This is a genomic window from Microbacterium tenebrionis (assembly GCF_903645325.1).
GTDB lineage: Bacteria > Actinomycetota > Actinomycetes > Actinomycetales > Microbacteriaceae > Microbacterium > Microbacterium tenebrionis.
In genome coordinates, this window is the sequence record NZ_CAHJXQ010000003.1 from 80,867 (window position 1) to 96,795 (window position 15,929).

Consider the following 15,929-nt stretch of genomic DNA (forward strand, 5'->3'; position numbering starts at 1 on the left):
GGGAGTGGGCATCGTCGCCGCCGTCGCGTTGCGCTTCGATGATGGGATGACCGAGATGGATGCCGACGCCGACCGGACCGGCCTCGTACCGGGGGCGCATCGACTGATCCGCGCGCTCCGCGGAAGCGAAGGGCCGTTCGAGGGCGCACTCGTGGGGCATGAGGACGGCGTCGCGGTCAGCGTCGACGCCGAAGCACTGGCGGGCTGGGGCGGCTGGGCGCACTCCGGAGCCGATCACATATGCGGAGTGCTGGATGTGCGCCGCACTCGTGACGGGCACGAAGCGCTTCTGCCATGGTGCACGCAGCGGGTGGAGGCGTTCCTCGGCAAGCGACAGGCGGCAGGCGAGAACCTGTCGCCCGGCGAGATCGCCACCCTGGCGGCGAGTCTGATGCGAGGAATCCGTGAGCTCGGCAGCGATGCGGAGGGCAGCGGTGGCGAGTGGTGGTTGACCGGCGACGGCCGTCCGCTCTTCGTGCAGGGCGAGGGCGGCGCGGCTCGGGCGCAGACGGCTGGGCTTCTCGACCGCATCGTCGAGCACACCGCAGATCGGCCGACGGTCAGGGTGATCGAGGAGATGGCCGGGGCGCTGCGGGAACGTCGTCATCACGCTGACGACGAACTCCGCTGGGAGCAGGAGCTGTTCGCGCAGGCAGCGCCCCGCGCGCTGCGTCTGGATGTGTTCGCTCCGGAACGCGCCCGCGACGTGGGCACGCGCAGGCAAGCCGGCCCGGCGACGGGTGGGAGGAGTGCCGTGCGGGTCCGGCGCCGGGTGACGCGCGCCCACGACTCGCCAGAACGCCGGCTCATCGACACGGTGCGAGGCGCGGCACGGGGCGTCGTCGAACGCCTGTCTGCGCTGTTCGCCCGCGTCCACCGCTGCGTCCGGCGGCCGCGCGGTACGGCGCCAGCCCCTGCGCGCCGATCTCATCGGCGCCCGCTGATGCTCGCCGCACCTCTCGCGGCCGTCGTGCTGATCGCCGGCCTGATGTGGCCGCAGGGAGAGGACACGGGGGCGGCCGAAGCCGCTCAGCGCTCGGTCGACACGGGTGAGGCGGCGGCCGAGTTGAGCGAGGATCCCGCCCCGGACGCCACGGAGCCCGCAGGTGAACCCGAGACGGACGAATCCGAGTCGGACGACTCCGAAGCACCGAAACCGGTCGACGACCCCGAGGACGCGCTGTCGGCCGTCCCCACGATCCTCGACACCCTCGAGACCTGCGCTGGGGCTGAGGCTGAGACATGCCCGTCGGTGCTGGTCGACGGAGTCACCGGGCCGACAGACGGGCTGGCGGCACAGGGGTCGCACGCCAGCACGGCGACACTGGTCGACGACTACGGGGATGTGGCCGTGGTGCGGCTCACCGCGACCGCGGAGGGGTCCTCAGCGGCGGAGCAGATGCTCGTGCTCGAGCGCCGGGACGAGAAATGGCTGGTGCGCGACGTCTATGACGTCGCGCACCAGCCGGAATAGATGCTGAGCTGTGATCAGGCCCCGAGGTTGCCCGCGAAGTCCGCGGACTCGAGACGCTGCTTGATCGCACCGAGGAAGCGAGCGGCGTCCGCACCGTCGATGATCCGGTGGTCGTACGAGATCGCGAGGTATACGTACGAGCGGATCGCGATCGCGTCGACACCGTCGACCGTCACGACACCGGGACGCTTGAAGACCGTTCCGGTTCCGAGGATCGCGGACTGCGGCAGGAACACCAGCGGCGTGTCGAACAGCGCGCCGCGCGAACCTGTGTTCGTCACGGTGAAGGTGCCGCCGGCGAGCTCGTCGGGCTTGAGCTTGTTGTCGCGGGTGCGGGCGGCGAGATCGGCGATCTCGTGCGCGAGCTGGGCCAGGTTCTTCGTCGCCGCGTCGCGGACGACGGGAGTGAGCAGGCCGCGCTCGGTGTCGACGGCGATCGAGATGTTCTCGGTCGCCGGGTAGACGATGTTCTCGCCGTCGACGGTCGCGTTGATGATCGGGAACGCCTGCAGCGCCTCGGCGGCCGCGAGCGTGAAGAACGGCAGGAAGGACAGCTTGTCGCCGGTCTTCTTTTGGAACTCGTCCTTGACGCTGGTGCGGTAGTTCGCGAGGGCCGTGACATCGACCTCGACGAAGGTCGTCAGCTGCGCCGTCTGCTGCATAGAGGCGACGGCGCGCTCGGCGACGACCTTGCGCAGACGCGACATCTTCTGCGTCGTGCCGCGCAGCGGCGAGACCTCGAGCGGGGCCGGAGCGGGCGCTGCGGCTGCAGCAGCGGGGGCTGCGCCCTTCGCCTCGGCGGCCTTGAGGACGTCCTCCTTGCGGATGCGTCCGCCGACGCCCGAACCGGTGACGGTTGCGAGATCGACGCCCTGCTGGGAGGCGAGGCGGCGCACCAGCGGCGTCACGTAGAGCGAGCCCTTGTCGTCGCCCGACGAAGCAGATTCCGCGGCGGGAGCCGCCGGGGCCGGCGCCGCGGGCGCGGCGGGTGCAGGAGCGGGCGCGGCCGGTGCGGATGCAGGAGCCGGCTCGGCTGCGGGAGCAGGAGCAGCTTCGGCGGCCGGGGCGGCCTCAGCAGCGGGAGCCGGAGCCTCAGCAGCGGGAGCCGGAGCCTCAGCGGCGGGAGCCTCGGGTGCCGCGCCGGAGCCGACGCGAGCCAGAACGCCGCCGACCTCGACGGTCTCGTCCTCGCCTGCGACGATCTCCTGCAGGACGCCTGCGACCGGCGAGGGGATCTCGGTGTCGACTTTGTCGGTCGAGATCTCCAGCAGGCCCTCATCCGCCTGGACGGTGTCTCCGACCTGCTTCAACCAGCGGGTGACCGTACCCTCTGTGACGCTCTCTCCGAGAGCGGGGAGGACCACGGATGTGCTCATGACGGAGTCTCCTTCAAGAATGTGAATGACGTGTTCAAGCTTAGTGACCCTGGCACCGGTTGGTGTCAGAGGGCGTGGAGTGGTTTTCCGGCGAGGGCCAGGAACGCCTCGCCGAGCGCCTCGCTCTGGGTCGGATGCGCGTGGATGAGCGGAGCGATGTCCTCGGGGTGGGCTTCCCACGCGACGGCCAGCTGCCCCTCGGTGATCAGCTCGCCGACACGATCGCCGAGCAGGTGGACGCCGAGGACGGGGCCATCCTTGAGGCGAACGACCTTGGCGAGGCCCGCCGTTCCGATGATCTCGCTCTTGCCGTTGCCGGCGAGGTTGTACTCGTACGAGACGACGGCATCCGCGCCGTGCTCGTCGACGGCGGCCTGCTCCGTGACGCCCACCGAGGCGACCTCCGGGTTGCAGTACGTGATCTTCGGGATCTGCGACTCGGGGATCGGGGCAGGGGAGAGGCCGGCGATGCGTTCGGCGACCGCGATTCCCTGCAGGAATCCGCGGTGCGCGAGCTGCAGGCCCGGCACGATGTCGCCGACGGCCCACAGGTTCGGGACGCCGGTGCGCAACTCCTCATCGACGATCACGAAGCCGCGGTCGAGCGTGACGCCCGCCTCCTCGAAGCCCAGGTCCGCGGTCGCGGGAGCACGCCCGACAGCGACGAGCAGGTAGTCGCCGGTGAACGTCTTGCCGTCCTCCAGCGTGACCGTGACGCTCTGGTCGTCCTGTGTCGCGGTCTGGAAGCGGGTGCCGAGCGAGTACTGGATGCCGCGGCGGCGGAACGCCCGCTCGAGCCCCTTGCTCAGCGCGATGTCCTCGTTGGGGACGAGGTGCGGCAGGGCCTCGATGATCGTCACCTCGGCGCCGAACGAGCGCCAGACGCTGGCGAACTCGACGCCGATGACGCCTCCGCCGAGCACGAGGACGCGCTCGGGGACGACGTCGAGGGCGAGGGCCTGCTCGCTGGTGAGGATGCGCCCGCCGATGTCGAGCCCGGGCAGCGAGCGGCTGTACGACCCCGTCGCCAGCACGACATCGGTGCCGGAGTACACGTCGTCGCCGACCGACACCGTTCGGTCGGCGTTCAACCGACCGGTGCCGGACACGGTCGTGATCCCGCGCGCCTTGATGAGGCCCTCGAGTCCCTTGTACTTCTTGGCGACGATGTTCTCGCGGTAGGTGCGGACGCCGGCGGCATCCACCCCGTCGAACGTCGCGCCGACGCCGACTGAAGCGGCATCGCGCACATGATCGGCAACCTCTGCCGCGTGGAGCAGTGCTTTGGTCGGGATGCAGCCGCGGTGCAGGCACGTGCCGCCGACCTTGTCCTTCTCGATCAGCGCGACGCTCTTGCCGAGCTCGGCGGCGCGGAGGGCGGCGGCGTACCCGCCGCTGCCCCCTCCGAGGATGACGAGATCGAAGGTGTGCGTGGTCATCAGGCCTCCTTGGCGCGTGCTTCGGCGAACGCGACGAGCGAGCGGACGGTCGCGCCGGTCGCGCCCTTGTCCGTGAATCCGTAGGGGGAGCCGGCGTGCTCCGACGAGCCGGCGATGTCCAGATGCACCCACGGGATGCGCGGGGCGTCCTCGGCTTCGCCGGTGCGGCCGACGAAACGCCGCAGGAAGAGGCCCGCGAACATCGACCCGCCGGAGCGGTCGCCCATGTTGGCGTTGATCATGTCGGCGATGGGGCTCTCGAGCGAGTCCTCCATGTACTCCGGCAGCGGCAGCGCCCACGCGAGCTCGTCGGCCGACTCGGCGGCTGCCAGATACTCGGCGACCGCATCGTCGTCGCCCATGACACCGGTGTGGCGGTGTCCGAGGGCCACGAGGATCGCGCCGGTGAGGGTTGCGACGTCGAAGATCACGTCGGGATTCTCGCGGCTGGCCGACACGAGTCCGTCGGCGAGGACCAGCCGGCCCTCGGCATCCGTGTTGAGCACCTCGACGGTCTGGCCGTCCAGCATGCGGAGCACGTCGCCGGGCCTGGTCGCACTGCCCGAGGGCATGTTGTCCGTGATGCACATCCACGCCGTCACGCGGACGGGGAGCTTCAGCTCGGCGATCGCGCGCAGCGCGGCCAGGACGGTCGCCGATCCCGCCATGTCGAACTTCATGCCGACCATGGAGGCTGCGGGCTTGAGGGAGAGTCCGCCGGTGTCGAACGTGATGCCCTTGCCGACGAGGGCGATGTGGGTCGTGGCGCCGGCGGGGGAGTAGTCGAGGTGGACGACGCGCGGCGGGCGATCGGAGCCCTGCGCGACGCCGAGCACACCGCCGAATCCCTGCTCAGCGAGCATCTGCTCGTCGAGGACGTCGACGGAGACGTCGAGGTCGGCGACGGCATCCACCGCGCTCTGGGCGAGATCGGCCGGGCTCTGCCATTCGGCGGGGACCGAGACGAGGTCCTTCACGAGCGCGAGCGCGTCCCCGAGCACGCGGGCGCGCTCGATGTCGGCCGCCGTGATCGAGGCGCTGTGCACGGTGACGGACTCGGCGCGGCTCTTGCCGGGCTTCGCGCGGTAGCCGTCGAAGCGGTAGCCGCCGTAGACGGCCCCCTCGGCTGCTGCAGGAGCGAACTCGTCGATCGGCGCGGCGACCGCCAGAGCGACATCGGCGAATCCGGTGAGCGAGCGCAGCGCCGTGCCGGCGGCATCCCGCACCGATGCCGCGTCCGCATTCTTGCCCGCGCCGACGACGGCGAACGGGAGCGAGGTCACCTCGGGGGCGTGGACGCGGGCGAACGAGGACGCGGCGCCCGTGAAGCCGATGGCCTGCAGCACGTCTTTCAGGCCCGGCAACGCGTCCAGTGCGTCGGGGAACGCCTCGAGATCCGGGACGACGAGCACTGCGGCGTCGGCAGCGCGCTCCCGGAAATGGACTGTCGGTGTGCGAGAGCGCAGGAAGCGTCATGCCTCCATCCTAGGCACCGCCGCGGGGCCGCCCCCAGGCCTGTTCGCTGTGAGCAAGACCGCGGCGCGCCCCGCGTCCGCTCCTGCTCGTAGCATGGAGGCATGCCCGTCTCCGGAGAGCTGTACGAACGCGTCGCGAACGCGCCCGCCGTCCCGCAGGGACTGCCCCTGGTCATCCTGCTCACCGGATTCACGGATGCCGGCAGCGCCGTATCCGGTCTGATCGACCACCTGCGCGACGTGGCGGACCCGCAGCCGGTCGCCGTGTACGACAACGACCTGCTCCTGGATTACCGGGCGCGCCGCCCCATCTTCGTGTTCGAGCAGGACCACCTCACCGAGCTCCGCCCCGCCCGGCTCGAACTCTCCATCGCGCACGACACACTCGGGCAGAGATTCCTGCTCCTGTCCGGATACGAGCCGGACTTCGCGTGGAACGCCTTCGCGCAGAGCGTGCTCGACTTCGCCGACGAATTCCAGGTGTCAGGCGTCAGCTGGGTGCACTCGATCGCGATGCCGGTGCCGCACACCCGCCCGATCAGCACGACCGTCAGCGGCAATCGCAAGGAGATCACGGCGAGCCTGTCGGTATGGCGCCCGCGGACGCAGGTCCCGGGGACGGCGGGCCACCTTCTCGAGTACCGGTTCGCCGAGCGGGGCGACCGCGTGGTCGGATTCGTCCTCCTCGTGCCGCACTATCTCGCAGACACCGAGAACCCGGAAGCGGTCATCGCGGCCGCCGATCGCGTCATGGGAGCGACGGGCCTGGTCCTCTCGCTCGACGACCTGCGCGAGAGCCGGGAGGAGTTCCTCGCCAAGGTCGACGAGCAGGTCGCCGGCAACGACGAGCTGCGTCAGATGGTGCACACCCTCGAGAACCGCTACGACGCCTACATGGCGGGGCGCGACCCGGAGGACGCCGACCGCTTCGACGAGGGCGGTTTCGACGAGCGCGACCTTCCCAGCGCAGACGAACTGGCGGCCGAGTTGGAACGTTATCTCGCGACCCGCCCGCCCGGCGACGACGACAAGCGCCCTCGCTCCTGAGCCGAGTTCCGGTCGGATGCGTCCTGCGCCCGATTCGTGTGCGATACTGGTTATCCGACCCATTGTCAATGGCCCGCGCTTGCGCTGCGGACTTGACAAGGGTCTTACTAGTGTCCGAAATGTCCCGGGGCTGCGCGCCCGCCCCGTGAAAGGCGAAACGTGACTCCTGCCGCGACCAAGAACACCCGGACGAAGAAGACGACGGCCGAGCCTGACGTCGACGCCGCAGCCGCGGAAGAGACGGCCCCCGCCGAAGAGACGGCCGCCGCCGACAAGACAGCCACGAAGAAGCCTGCCGCGGCGAAGAAGCCGGCGGCCAATAAGGCTCCCGCACGCCGCAAGAAGGCGGACGACATCGTCGATCAGGCTCAGGCCGAGGCCGACGTCGTTCCCGAGGACTCCGAGGAGGAGGACAAGAAGCCGGTCTTCACCGAGCCGCTGCCCACCGGCGCGATCGTCCTGACCTCGAAGGACGAGGACGACGTCCCCGTCTACTCGACCCAGATCACCGGCGCGACAGCCGACCCGGTCAAGGACTACCTGAAGCAGATCGGAAAGGTCGCGCTGCTGAACGCGGCCGAAGAGGTCGAGCTCGCGATGCGCATCGAGGCGGGTCTGTTCGCCGAGGAGAAGCTGTCGGCGATGTCGGCGGCCGAGAAGACCAGCCAGCTCGGGCTCGACCTGCAGTGGGTCGCCCGCGACGGTCAGCGCGCCAAGAGCCACCTGCTCGGCGCGAACCTCCGCCTCGTCGTCTCGCTCGCCAAGCGCTACACGGGCCGCGGCATGCAGTTCCTGGATCTGATCCAGGAGGGCAACCTCGGTCTCATCCGCGCCGTCGAGAAGTTCGACTACACCAAGGGCTTCAAGTTCTCGACCTATGCGACCTGGTGGATCCGTCAGGCGATCACGCGCGCCATGGCCGACCAGGCCCGTACGATCCGCATCCCGGTGCACATGGTCGAGGTCATCAACAAGCTCGCCCGCGTTCAGCGGCAGATGCTGCAGGACCTGGGCCGCGAGCCCACCCCCGAGGAGCTCAGCCGCGAGCTCGACATGACGCCCGAGAAGGTCGTCGAGGTGCAGAAGTACGGCCGTGAGCCCATCTCGCTGCACACTCCGCTCGGCGAGGACGGTGACAGCGAGTTCGGTGACCTCATCGAGGACACCGAGGCCGTGGTCCCGGCGGATGCCGTCGGATTCACGATGCTGCAGCGTCAGCTCGAGCAGCTGCTCGACTCGCTCTCCGAGCGCGAGGCCGGCGTGATCCGCATGCGCTTCGGCCTCGGCGACGGCCAGCCCAAGACCCTCGACCAGATCGGCGACACGTTCGGCGTCACGCGCGAGCGGATCCGCCAGATCGAGTCGAAGACGATGGCGAAGCTGCGCCACCCGAGCCGCTCGCAGTCGCTGCGGGACTACCTCGAGTGATGCAGCCGAACGACGGCAAGGCGCTCGAAGCGAGCGTCGACGGCACGAGCTACGCGCGCATCCCGCTGAAGACTAGGGTCGTCATGCCCGATGACGACCTGGATGCCGTGATCACCGAGTACGCCGCGGACGCGGTCGAGCCGGGGGACATCCTCTTCGTCACCGAGAAGATCGTCGCGATCACGCAGGGGCGCTCCTACCGCCTCGACGAGATCCAGCCCCGGAGGCTCGCGCTGTTCCTCTCGAAGTACGTCACGCGCACTCCGCACGGGATCGGCCTCGGCATGCCGGAGACGATGGAGATGGCGTTGCGGGAGTGCGGCACGCCGCGCATCCTGTTCGCCGCAGCCGTGGCCGCCTTCACGAAGGCGTTCGGCCGCAAGGGGGACTTCTACCGCATCGCCGGCGACAAGGCCCGTGCGATCGACGGCCCGACCTCGGGGACGATCCCGCCCTACAACCAGGCCGTCGTCCTGGGTCCGACCGACCCGAAGGGCGTCGCCGCTCACGTCAAGACGCTGATCGGCGGGAAGGCGGACGTCGCCGTCGTCGACATCAACGACCTCGGCGGCAACATCCTGGGTTCGACGCTCGATCGTGCCGGCGAGGATCGTCTGGTGCGCATCCTGAAGGACAATCCGCTCGGACAGGGGCACCAGTCGACCCCGATGGGCATCATCCGCGCCGCCTGATGGGGATCGGACGCGCCAGCGCTGTGATTGCAGCCGGGACCCTGGTGTCCCGGCTCACCGGTCTGCTGCGCGCCGTCGTGCTCGTGGCGGCGATCGGCTCCGTCGGCAAGGCGTCGGACGCATTCGCGGTCGCGAATCAGCTGCCGAATAGCATCTACCAGGTCATTTCCGCCGGAGTCCTCACCGGAGTGATCGTGCCTCAGGTGGTCAGGGCCAGTGCGCAGAAGGACGGCGGCCATGCCTTCCTCGCGAAACTGCTGACCCTCGGCACGATCATCGTCGGCTCGATCACGCTCGTGGCGACGATCGGAGCGCCGCTGCTGATCGACCTGTACGCCCCGGGCTTCGGCCCTGAGCAGTCGGCCCTGGCGGTCCGCTTCGCGTACTGGTGCGTGCCCCAGCTGTTCTTCTACGGGATGTTCGCGCTGCTGGGGGAGATCCTCAACGCCCGCCGCGTGTTCGGCCCGTACGCGTGGGCGCCGATCATCAACAACATCGTCTCGATCGCCGGATTCGCACTGTTCATGGTCCTGTTCGGCCAGAGCCGTGCAGGTCTCAACGGCTGGAGCACGGAGATGATCACGCTGCTGGCGGGGGCGGCGACCCTCGGCGTGGTCGCGCAGACCGTGGTGCTGCTCCTGTTCTGGCGCCGGATCGGCATCCCGCTGCGACTCGACTTCCAATGGCGCGGCATGGGCCTCGGCCACATGGGCAAGCTCGCGTTCTGGACGTTCCTGACCACGCTCGCCGGTCAGGTGGTCGGGCTCGTGCAGTCCAGGGTGATCACTCCCGCGTCGGGGGAGAACGCCTCTGTCGCGGCATCCCAATACACCTGGCTCGTCTTCATGGTCGCCTATTCCACGATCGTCCTCGCAATCGGCACTCCGTACTTCACCCGGATCAGCGAGCACGCGGCTGCCGAGAAGCACGAGGAGCTGCGCGAGACGGCCCGACAGGCGATCCGGATCCTCGGGCTGCTGGTGATCGTCGCGACGGCCGCGATCGCGGTCGCCTCGGTCCCGGCGGCGCGGATCTTCAGCAGCTCGGCCGACGAGGCGGTGCTCATAGCGCCCGTCCTCCTCGCCTACCTGGTCAGCCTGCTGCCCCTCGCCGTCCTCTTCATCGTCCAGCGCACGTTCTACGCCTACGGCGACGCGCGCACTCCGTTCGTCTACACACTCATCCAGGCGGCGCTGCTCGTCGTGCTGACTCTCGTGGTCGCCGTGACGACGCCGCTCGAACAGCGTGCGGCGATGGTCGCGCTCGCTCAATCGGTGGCGAGCACGGTTCAGACCGTCATCGCGGCGGTCATGCTCAGGCGGAAGTTCGGCTCGTTCGGTCTCGGCGGCACGATGCTGGCCCTCGGACGCTTCGTCCTGCTCGCGATTCCGGCCGCAGGCGCGGGGTGGGGGCTCTTCCTGCTGATGGGGAGTGTCGACGGCTGGATGCTCGACGGCATGCTGCAGGGGGCGCTGGGAGCGGCGCTCATCGCCGGTGTCACGGGCATCGTGTTCGTCGCGCTGCTGGCGCTGTTCCGCGTGCCGGAGCTGACGACCGCGATCCGGATGCTGCGCCGCCGCTGACGCGAGCAGCCGTCCGGAGCGGTCAGAACCCGATCGCTGCGCGGTAGCGGGGTTTGTTGCCGGTGCGGATTCCCGAAACCGACGGCTTGTTCTCGTACACGCCCGCACCCCAGTTGCCCTCGACGAGCACAGGGCCGTCCGGGCCCACGACGATGTCCCAGCCCACGTACTGGATCTGGGGAACGACGCGCGCGACGGTGTCGACGAACGCGACCACCTCGTCGAACAGCGGCAACTGGAAATCGGCGATGCGGAATCCGGAGTCTGGGTGGTCGACGTGCACGTGGCCGTGCGAGTCGTAGCCGGCCGAGCGGGCGTGACCGGTCTCGGGGTCGAGCATCGTGTAGAAGCCGCCGAAGGACATCTGATCGCTGACCTCGCCGCGGCCGAACTTCTGCGCGACGGCGAGGATGTGGGTCTTCTGCCCGTCGAAGAACGCGGTCACCCGAGTGGTGTTCACGGTCTCCGGGCAGACGGCCGCGAGGTCGTCGTGCTGCGAGATGACCTGCTCGATGACGACCTCGCCGCGCTCGAACAGTCCGCTGTGGAACCCGGCCCAGTCGGAGACGTCGGCCGCGTGATAGCGCTTGACGCCGCTGCCGGCCTGCCCCATGCGGGTCTTGGCGATGATCGTGCCGTGCTTGCGGGTGAACTCCTCGAGCTCCGCGGCGTTGCCGGCGGTCACTTCGAGCCATTCGCGGCGCAGGTACTTGTCGAAGCGGCGGTTGAACTCGAGCTTGTCGTGGAAGATGTGACGGTACGGTTCGGCGTCGTAGCGCTGCGAGAGTTGGTTCGACACCGGGTGTGTCATGTACGTCGCGCGCTCGGCGGCGGTCAGCATCGCGAAGTCGTAGTCGACGTAGTCCTGGAACCCGACGTTCTTGGACGCAGCGCTCCAGAGCATGTCGACGACCACGAGCGGAACAGCCTTGCCGTGCTGATCGCGCACCTCGCGGGCGCGCTCGAACACCGATCCGACATCGATGCGGCGAGCGCGGTCAATGAGGTATCGCAGGCGGGGCATGACGCCGAGGCCCTGGGCAGGCATTGATTCTCCAGATTCGTCGCGGACTCTCCATTCTAGGCGGACCGCTCCTGCGGAACCTCTTCACAGGCCGCGCAGCCGAGGGCCCGTAGACTCGACGGGTGGTCATTCCTCGCAGCACGGCGACGCGCGCCGTGATCTCCCGCTCGGTCCTGGCCGCACACGCGAAGAGCCTCGTGGAAGACGGCGGCCGCGTCGCCGATCTGCGCAGGGACGCGTACGGGCACGGCCTGCTCACCGTGGCGCGAGAGGTGCTGCTCGCGGGTGCGGACAGCGTGCGCGTCGATGACGAGGACGCGGTGCGGATGCTGAGCGCCGAGGGCCTCAGCGCGAGCGTGACCGCCGAGCCGGACATGGACCCGGCCGTGCTGTACGGCTTCCCGGCCGAGACCGGCACGCACCAGCGCCCGGCGATGCGCCTGACCGGGCGGGTGATGTCCACCAAGCCGCTGCGCCTGGGCGAGGCCGTCTCCTACGGCTACACGCACCGCGCGGAGCGGGACACGACGGTCGCGCTCGTGACGGGCGGATACGCGCAGGCCGTCGTGCGGGCGCTCGGCAACCGCGCTCACGTCGAACTGAACGGGCGTGCGCACCCGATCGTCGGGCGCGTGGCCATGGACGTGTGCGTGATCGACCTGGAGTCGCCGGATGCCTCAGCTGACGAAGGCGACGAGGTGACCTATTTCGGGGGCGCGGGCCCTGCGCGAGGCTTCCTCGCGGAGTGGATGTCGGCGACCGGGCTCACTGCAGCGGAACTCGCCTGCGCTGCAGGGCTCCACGCCACGAGGACCGAGGAGGACTGAATGCCCGCGCGCCTCGAGATCAGCACGAGCATCTTCCGCGACAACGTCAGGGCCGTCATGGCGCGCGTCGCGCCGGGCGAGATGATGCTCGTCACCAAGGACGACGCCTACGGGCACGGCCTGGAGTGGGCGGTGCGGGAGGCGCACACCGTCGGCGCGCGCTGGATCGGGTCCTACGACGTGCCGTCGGCGCTACGGGTCCGGGCCCTTCTGCCCGACGTCCGCATCTTCGCGTGGGAGACGTCGTCGGCCGATGAGGTCGCCGAGGCGATCCGAGCCGGCGTCGATCTCGGTGTCGGCACAGCCGGGTATCTGCGACGCGTCATCGACGAGGCGGAGCGGAGCGGGCGCCGTGCCCTGGTCCACCTGAAGATCGACACGGGGCTGCATCGCAATGGCATCCGGCCCGAGAACTGGGCAGATGTCGTCATCGAGGCGCGGCGCGCCGAGGATGCCGGTCTGCTCCACGTCGCGGGGGTGTGGAGTCATCTCGCGGAGGCGAGTGATGACGAGGACGACGCCGCGCGGGGCGAGTTCGCCCACGCCGTCGCCGTCCTCCGGGACGCCGGCGGGACGCCGGAGCACCTGCACCTGACCGCATCCGCCGCATCCTGGGCGCGTCCCGAGCTGCGCGGCACGCTGAGCCGGATCGGCGCCTTCTGCTACGGCGTCCGCTCCGCGGACGGCCCCGAACTCGATGGCATCAGGCCCGCCGCATCGCTTCGTGCCGACATCGTGGACGTGCAGGACGATCGCGTGAGGATCGACGTGGGAGCGCTGGACGGGCTGCCCTCGAATCTGGCCGGTGCGGTCCTGGGCGGACCGGACGCGCCGCGGATCCTGCGCGTGGACGGGACCTGGACAGAACTCAGCGGCTGGGCAGGGGCTTCAGCAGGCGACGGCGTCACCGTCTTCGGCGGGGACGCCGCGAGCGCGACCGACCTGGCCGAGCGCATCGACACGGTCGGTGAGGAGATCCTCACCCGCGTGTCGCCGCTGGTTCCCCGCAGATACAGCTGACGCCCGGAGCCTGCGGCCCGGGCGTCGGATCTGCGATCGACGGCGTCTGTCAGACGGCATCCACCAGGCGAGCCGTCTCGTCGTGCCACGACGTGGCGATGCTGCGGAGCTTCTCCTCGTACTTGCGCCCGTGGTGGGCGCAGAACAGGAGCTCCGAGCCGTTGACCTCTGCGGCGATGTACGCCTGCGCACCGCACGAGTCGCAACGGTCCATGGCCGTCAGTCGGTACTCGACGGTGGAGGTCTCACGTTCGGTTGTCGCGTTCATCTGGGTGCCTCCTCGGGTATCGGCTTGTCGTTCGGGAATGTGCTCAATACAACCACGCCGGGCTGGGAGTCATGCCCGGAAGACGGCGTGTTTCGCTCACCGCGTACGCGGCGGCCCGGGTCCAGGCGCACAGGGGAGTGTCTGCGGGCCGGCAGGTGCATGCGCGAATAGAATCGATCCTTGTGACCGCCGAGTATTCCGCCCACCATCTTCAGGTGCTTGAAGGGCTCGAAGCGGTCCGCAAGCGCCCAGGCATGTACATCGGGTCAAACGGTTCGCCGGGCCTCATGCACTGCCTGTGGGAGATCATCGATAACGCCGTGGACGAGGCCGTCGCCGGCAACGGCTCGCGGATCGACACCATCCTGCACCCCGACGGCAGCGTCGAGGTGCACGACCGCGGTCGCGGCATCCCCGTCGACATCGAGCCGCGCACGGGTCTGACCGGCGTCGAGGTCGTCTACACCAAGCTGCACGCGGGCGGGAAGTTCGGCGGCGGCTCGTACGCCGCCTCAGGCGGTCTGCACGGCGTCGGCGCCTCGGTCGTGAACGCTCTCTCCGAACGGCTCGACGTCGAGGTCGACCGCGGCGGCAAGACGTACGCGATGTCGTTCCACCGCGGTGAGCCGGGTCTCTTCCAGGATTCGGGCGAGAAGCGCCCGGATGCGCCCTTCACGCCCTTCGAGAAGAGCAGCGAGCTGCGCGTGGTCGGCAAGGCGCCCCGCGGGGTCACCGGCACCCGTGTGCGGTACTGGGCCGACCGTCAGATCTTCACCAAGGACGCGGCGTTCCAGCGCGGCGAGCTCGAGACGCGAGCCCGCCAGACCGCATTCCTCGTGCCGGGACTCGAGCTCGTCATCCGCGACGAGCGCGAGACCGCCGAGGGCGGCGAGGTGAAGGAGACGTCGTTCCACTACGACGGCGGGATCTCCGAGTTCGTGGACTACCTCGCGATCGACCCGCCGATCACCGACACCTGGCGCATCCAGGGCTCCGGAACCTTCAAGGAGACGGTTCCGGTCCTGCAGCCGGATGGGCACATGGTCTCCACCGAGGTCGAGCGCGAGTGCCGCGTGGACCTCGCGATGCGCTGGGGAACCGGGTACGAGACGGTGACCCGGTCGTTCGTGAACATCATCGCCACGCCGAAGGGCGGCACGCACCAGCAGGGCTTCGAGCAGGAGCTGCTGAAAGTCCTGCGCGCCCAGGTCGAGCAGAACGCGCGGCGTCTGAAGGTCGGCAATGACAAGCTCGAGAAGGATGATGTGCTCGCGGGGCTGACCGCGGTGCTCACGGTCGAGGTTCCCGAGCCGCAGTTCGAGGGCCAGACCAAGGAGGTGCTCGGCACTCCCGCCGTCCGTCAGATCGTCGCCCAGGTCCTGCGCAAGGAGCTCGGCGCCCGGTTCAGCTCCACCAAGCGCGACGATAAGAACCAGGCCAGCCAGCTGCTGGACAAGGTCGTCTCGGAGATGAAGGCGCGTGTGTCCGCGCGTGCGCACAAGGAGACCCAGCGGCGCAAGAACGCGCTGGAATCCTCGTCGCTGCCCGCCAAGCTCGTCGACTGCCGTTCGAGCGACGTCACCCGCAGCGAGCTGTTCATCGTCGAGGGCGACTCGGCGCTGGGGACGGCCCGTCGCGCCCGCAACAGCGAGTTCCAGGCGCTCCTGCCCATCCGAGGCAAGATCCTCAACGTACAGCGGGCGTCGATCGGGGACATGCTCTCCAACGCGGAGTGCGCCGCGATCATCCAGGTGATCGGAGCGGGCTCCGGACGCACCTTCGACATCGAGCAGGCCCGCTACGGCAAGGTGATCCTGATGAGCGACGCCGACGTCGACGGCGCGCACATCCGCACGCTGCTGCTCACGCTGTTCTTCCGCTACATGCGTCCGCTGATCGAGGAGGGCCGCGTGTTCGCGGCCGTGCCGCCGCTGCACCGGGTGATCGTGATCAACCCCGGTTCCAAGCCCAACGAGACCATCTACACGTACACCGAGCAGGAGCTGCATACCCTGCTGGCGAAGCTGCGCAAGCAGAACAAGCGCTGGCACGAGCCGATCCAGCGGTACAAGGGCCTCGGCGAGATGGATGCCGACCAGCTCGCGAACACCACGATGGACAAGTCGGGCCGCCTGCTCCGCCGTGTGCGGATGGAGGATGCCGAGGCCGCCGGCCGGGTCTTCGAGCTGCTGATGGGCAACGAGGTCGCCCCGCGGCGCGAGTTCATCATCGAATCGTCCGACCAGCTCTCGCGCGAGTCGATCGACGCCTGAGCT

At 69.3% G+C, this 15,929-nt stretch carries 13 protein-coding genes; 8 read left to right on the forward strand and 5 right to left on the reverse strand.

The genetic code is table 11. The features are described 5' to 3' along the window. The first annotated feature begins 4 nt into the window (after nt 1-4). Nucleotides 5-1,474 carry a hypothetical protein gene (locus HWX58_RS06555; RefSeq protein ID WP_175986222.1) on the forward strand — a complete coding sequence of 490 codons (1,470 nt, stop codon included), beginning with the start codon at nt 5-7 and terminating at the stop codon, nt 1,472-1,474. 14 nt (nt 1,475-1,488) lie between these two features. Here the strand turns inward: HWX58_RS06555 and sucB are convergent, their stop codons facing one another. From sucB to HWX58_RS06570, 3 genes are read right to left on the reverse strand one after another with little or no spacing between them, the layout of a single operon-like run. Next, entirely contained in the window at nt 1,489-2,877 is a 1,389-nt protein-coding gene (sucB, locus tag HWX58_RS06560) for a 2-oxoglutarate dehydrogenase, E2 component, dihydrolipoamide succinyltransferase (RefSeq protein WP_438268245.1), read from the reverse strand. Nucleotides 2,878-2,915: 38 nt separating this feature from the next. Continuing rightward, entirely contained in the window at nt 2,916-4,289 is a 1,374-nt protein-coding gene (gene lpdA, locus HWX58_RS06565) for a dihydrolipoyl dehydrogenase (protein ID WP_175986224.1), read from the reverse strand. Continuing rightward, a complete protein-coding gene (locus HWX58_RS06570; protein ID WP_368356411.1) occupies nt 4,289-5,701 on the reverse strand; it encodes a leucyl aminopeptidase in 1,413 nt (470 codons plus the stop codon). Before HWX58_RS06570 ends, lpdA begins: the two co-directional genes overlap by 1 nt. Nucleotides 5,702-5,866: 165 nt before the next feature. Between HWX58_RS06570 and HWX58_RS06575 the strand changes: the two genes are divergently transcribed. From HWX58_RS06575 to murJ, 4 genes are all read left to right on the forward strand, one after another. Then, the gene (locus HWX58_RS06575; RefSeq protein ID WP_175986225.1) at nt 5,867-6,811 is read left to right on the forward strand and encodes a proteasome assembly chaperone family protein; all 945 of its coding nucleotides are present in this window, start codon (nt 5,867-5,869) and stop codon (nt 6,809-6,811) included. Nucleotides 6,812-6,970: 159 nt separating this feature from the next. Continuing rightward, nucleotides 6,971-8,239, forward strand: a complete 1,269-nt coding sequence (locus HWX58_RS06580; RefSeq protein WP_175986226.1) for an RNA polymerase sigma factor — start codon at nt 6,971-6,973, stop codon at nt 8,237-8,239. Then, nucleotides 8,239-8,931, forward strand: coding sequence for a coenzyme F420-0:L-glutamate ligase (locus HWX58_RS06585; protein WP_175986589.1), 693 nt, complete (start codon nt 8,239-8,241; stop codon nt 8,929-8,931). Before HWX58_RS06580 ends, HWX58_RS06585 begins: the two co-directional genes overlap by 1 nt. Next, nucleotides 8,931-10,514, forward strand: a complete 1,584-nt coding sequence (gene murJ / locus HWX58_RS06590; protein WP_250646134.1) for a murein biosynthesis integral membrane protein MurJ — start codon at nt 8,931-8,933, stop codon at nt 10,512-10,514. The genes HWX58_RS06585 and murJ overlap by 1 nt, the downstream gene beginning before the upstream one ends. A gap of 22 nt (nt 10,515-10,536) precedes the next feature. Here the strand turns inward: murJ and HWX58_RS06595 are convergent, their stop codons facing one another. Further along, nucleotides 10,537-11,562 carry a sugar-transfer associated ATP-grasp domain-containing protein gene (locus HWX58_RS06595; RefSeq protein WP_175986227.1) on the reverse strand — a complete coding sequence of 342 codons (1,026 nt, stop codon included), beginning with the start codon at nt 11,560-11,562 and terminating at the stop codon, nt 10,537-10,539. Between the two features lie 98 nt (nt 11,563-11,660). On the opposite strand from HWX58_RS06595, the gene HWX58_RS06600 reads away from it, so the two are divergent. After that, nucleotides 11,661-12,365 carry an alanine racemase C-terminal domain-containing protein gene (locus tag HWX58_RS06600; RefSeq protein ID WP_250646135.1) on the forward strand — a complete coding sequence of 235 codons (705 nt, stop codon included), beginning with the start codon at nt 11,661-11,663 and terminating at the stop codon, nt 12,363-12,365. Continuing rightward, entirely contained in the window at nt 12,366-13,385 is a 1,020-nt protein-coding gene (locus HWX58_RS06605; protein ID WP_175986228.1) for an alanine racemase, read from the forward strand. It abuts the gene before it with no gap. Between the two features lie 49 nt (nt 13,386-13,434). Here HWX58_RS06605 and HWX58_RS06610 read toward each other — a convergent pair whose 3' ends face one another. Beyond that, nucleotides 13,435-13,653 carry a DUF7455 domain-containing protein gene (locus HWX58_RS06610; RefSeq protein WP_175986229.1) on the reverse strand — a complete coding sequence of 73 codons (219 nt, stop codon included), beginning with the start codon at nt 13,651-13,653 and terminating at the stop codon, nt 13,435-13,437. A gap of 182 nt (nt 13,654-13,835) precedes the next feature. Between HWX58_RS06610 and HWX58_RS06615 the strand changes: the two genes are divergently transcribed. Then, complete coding sequence (locus HWX58_RS06615; RefSeq protein WP_175986230.1) at nt 13,836-15,926, forward strand: DNA gyrase/topoisomerase IV subunit B; 2,091 nt, start codon at nt 13,836-13,838, stop codon at nt 15,924-15,926. The last annotated feature ends 3 nt before the right edge of the window (nt 15,927-15,929 follow it).

What these genes read in the sequence shown, in the direction of transcription:
- lpdA (WP_175986224.1), bottom strand. Translation starts at nt 4,289, where the DNA reads ATGACCACGCACACCTTCGATCTCGTCATCCTCGGAGGGGGCAGCGGC.
- HWX58_RS06575 (WP_175986225.1), top strand. Translation starts at nt 5,867, where the DNA reads ATGCCCGTCTCCGGAGAGCTGTACGAACGCGTCGCGAACGCGCCCGCC.
- HWX58_RS06585 (WP_175986589.1), top strand. Translation starts at nt 8,239, where the DNA reads ATGCAGCCGAACGACGGCAAGGCGCTCGAAGCGAGCGTCGACGGCACG.
- murJ (WP_250646134.1), top strand. Translation starts at nt 8,931, where the DNA reads ATGGGGATCGGACGCGCCAGCGCTGTGATTGCAGCCGGGACCCTGGTG.
- HWX58_RS06595 (WP_175986227.1), bottom strand. Translation starts at nt 11,562, where the DNA reads ATGCCTGCCCAGGGCCTCGGCGTCATGCCCCGCCTGCGATACCTCATT.
- HWX58_RS06605 (WP_175986228.1), top strand. Translation starts at nt 12,366, where the DNA reads ATGCCCGCGCGCCTCGAGATCAGCACGAGCATCTTCCGCGACAACGTC.
- HWX58_RS06610 (WP_175986229.1), bottom strand. Translation starts at nt 13,653, where the DNA reads ATGAACGCGACAACCGAACGTGAGACCTCCACCGTCGAGTACCGACTG.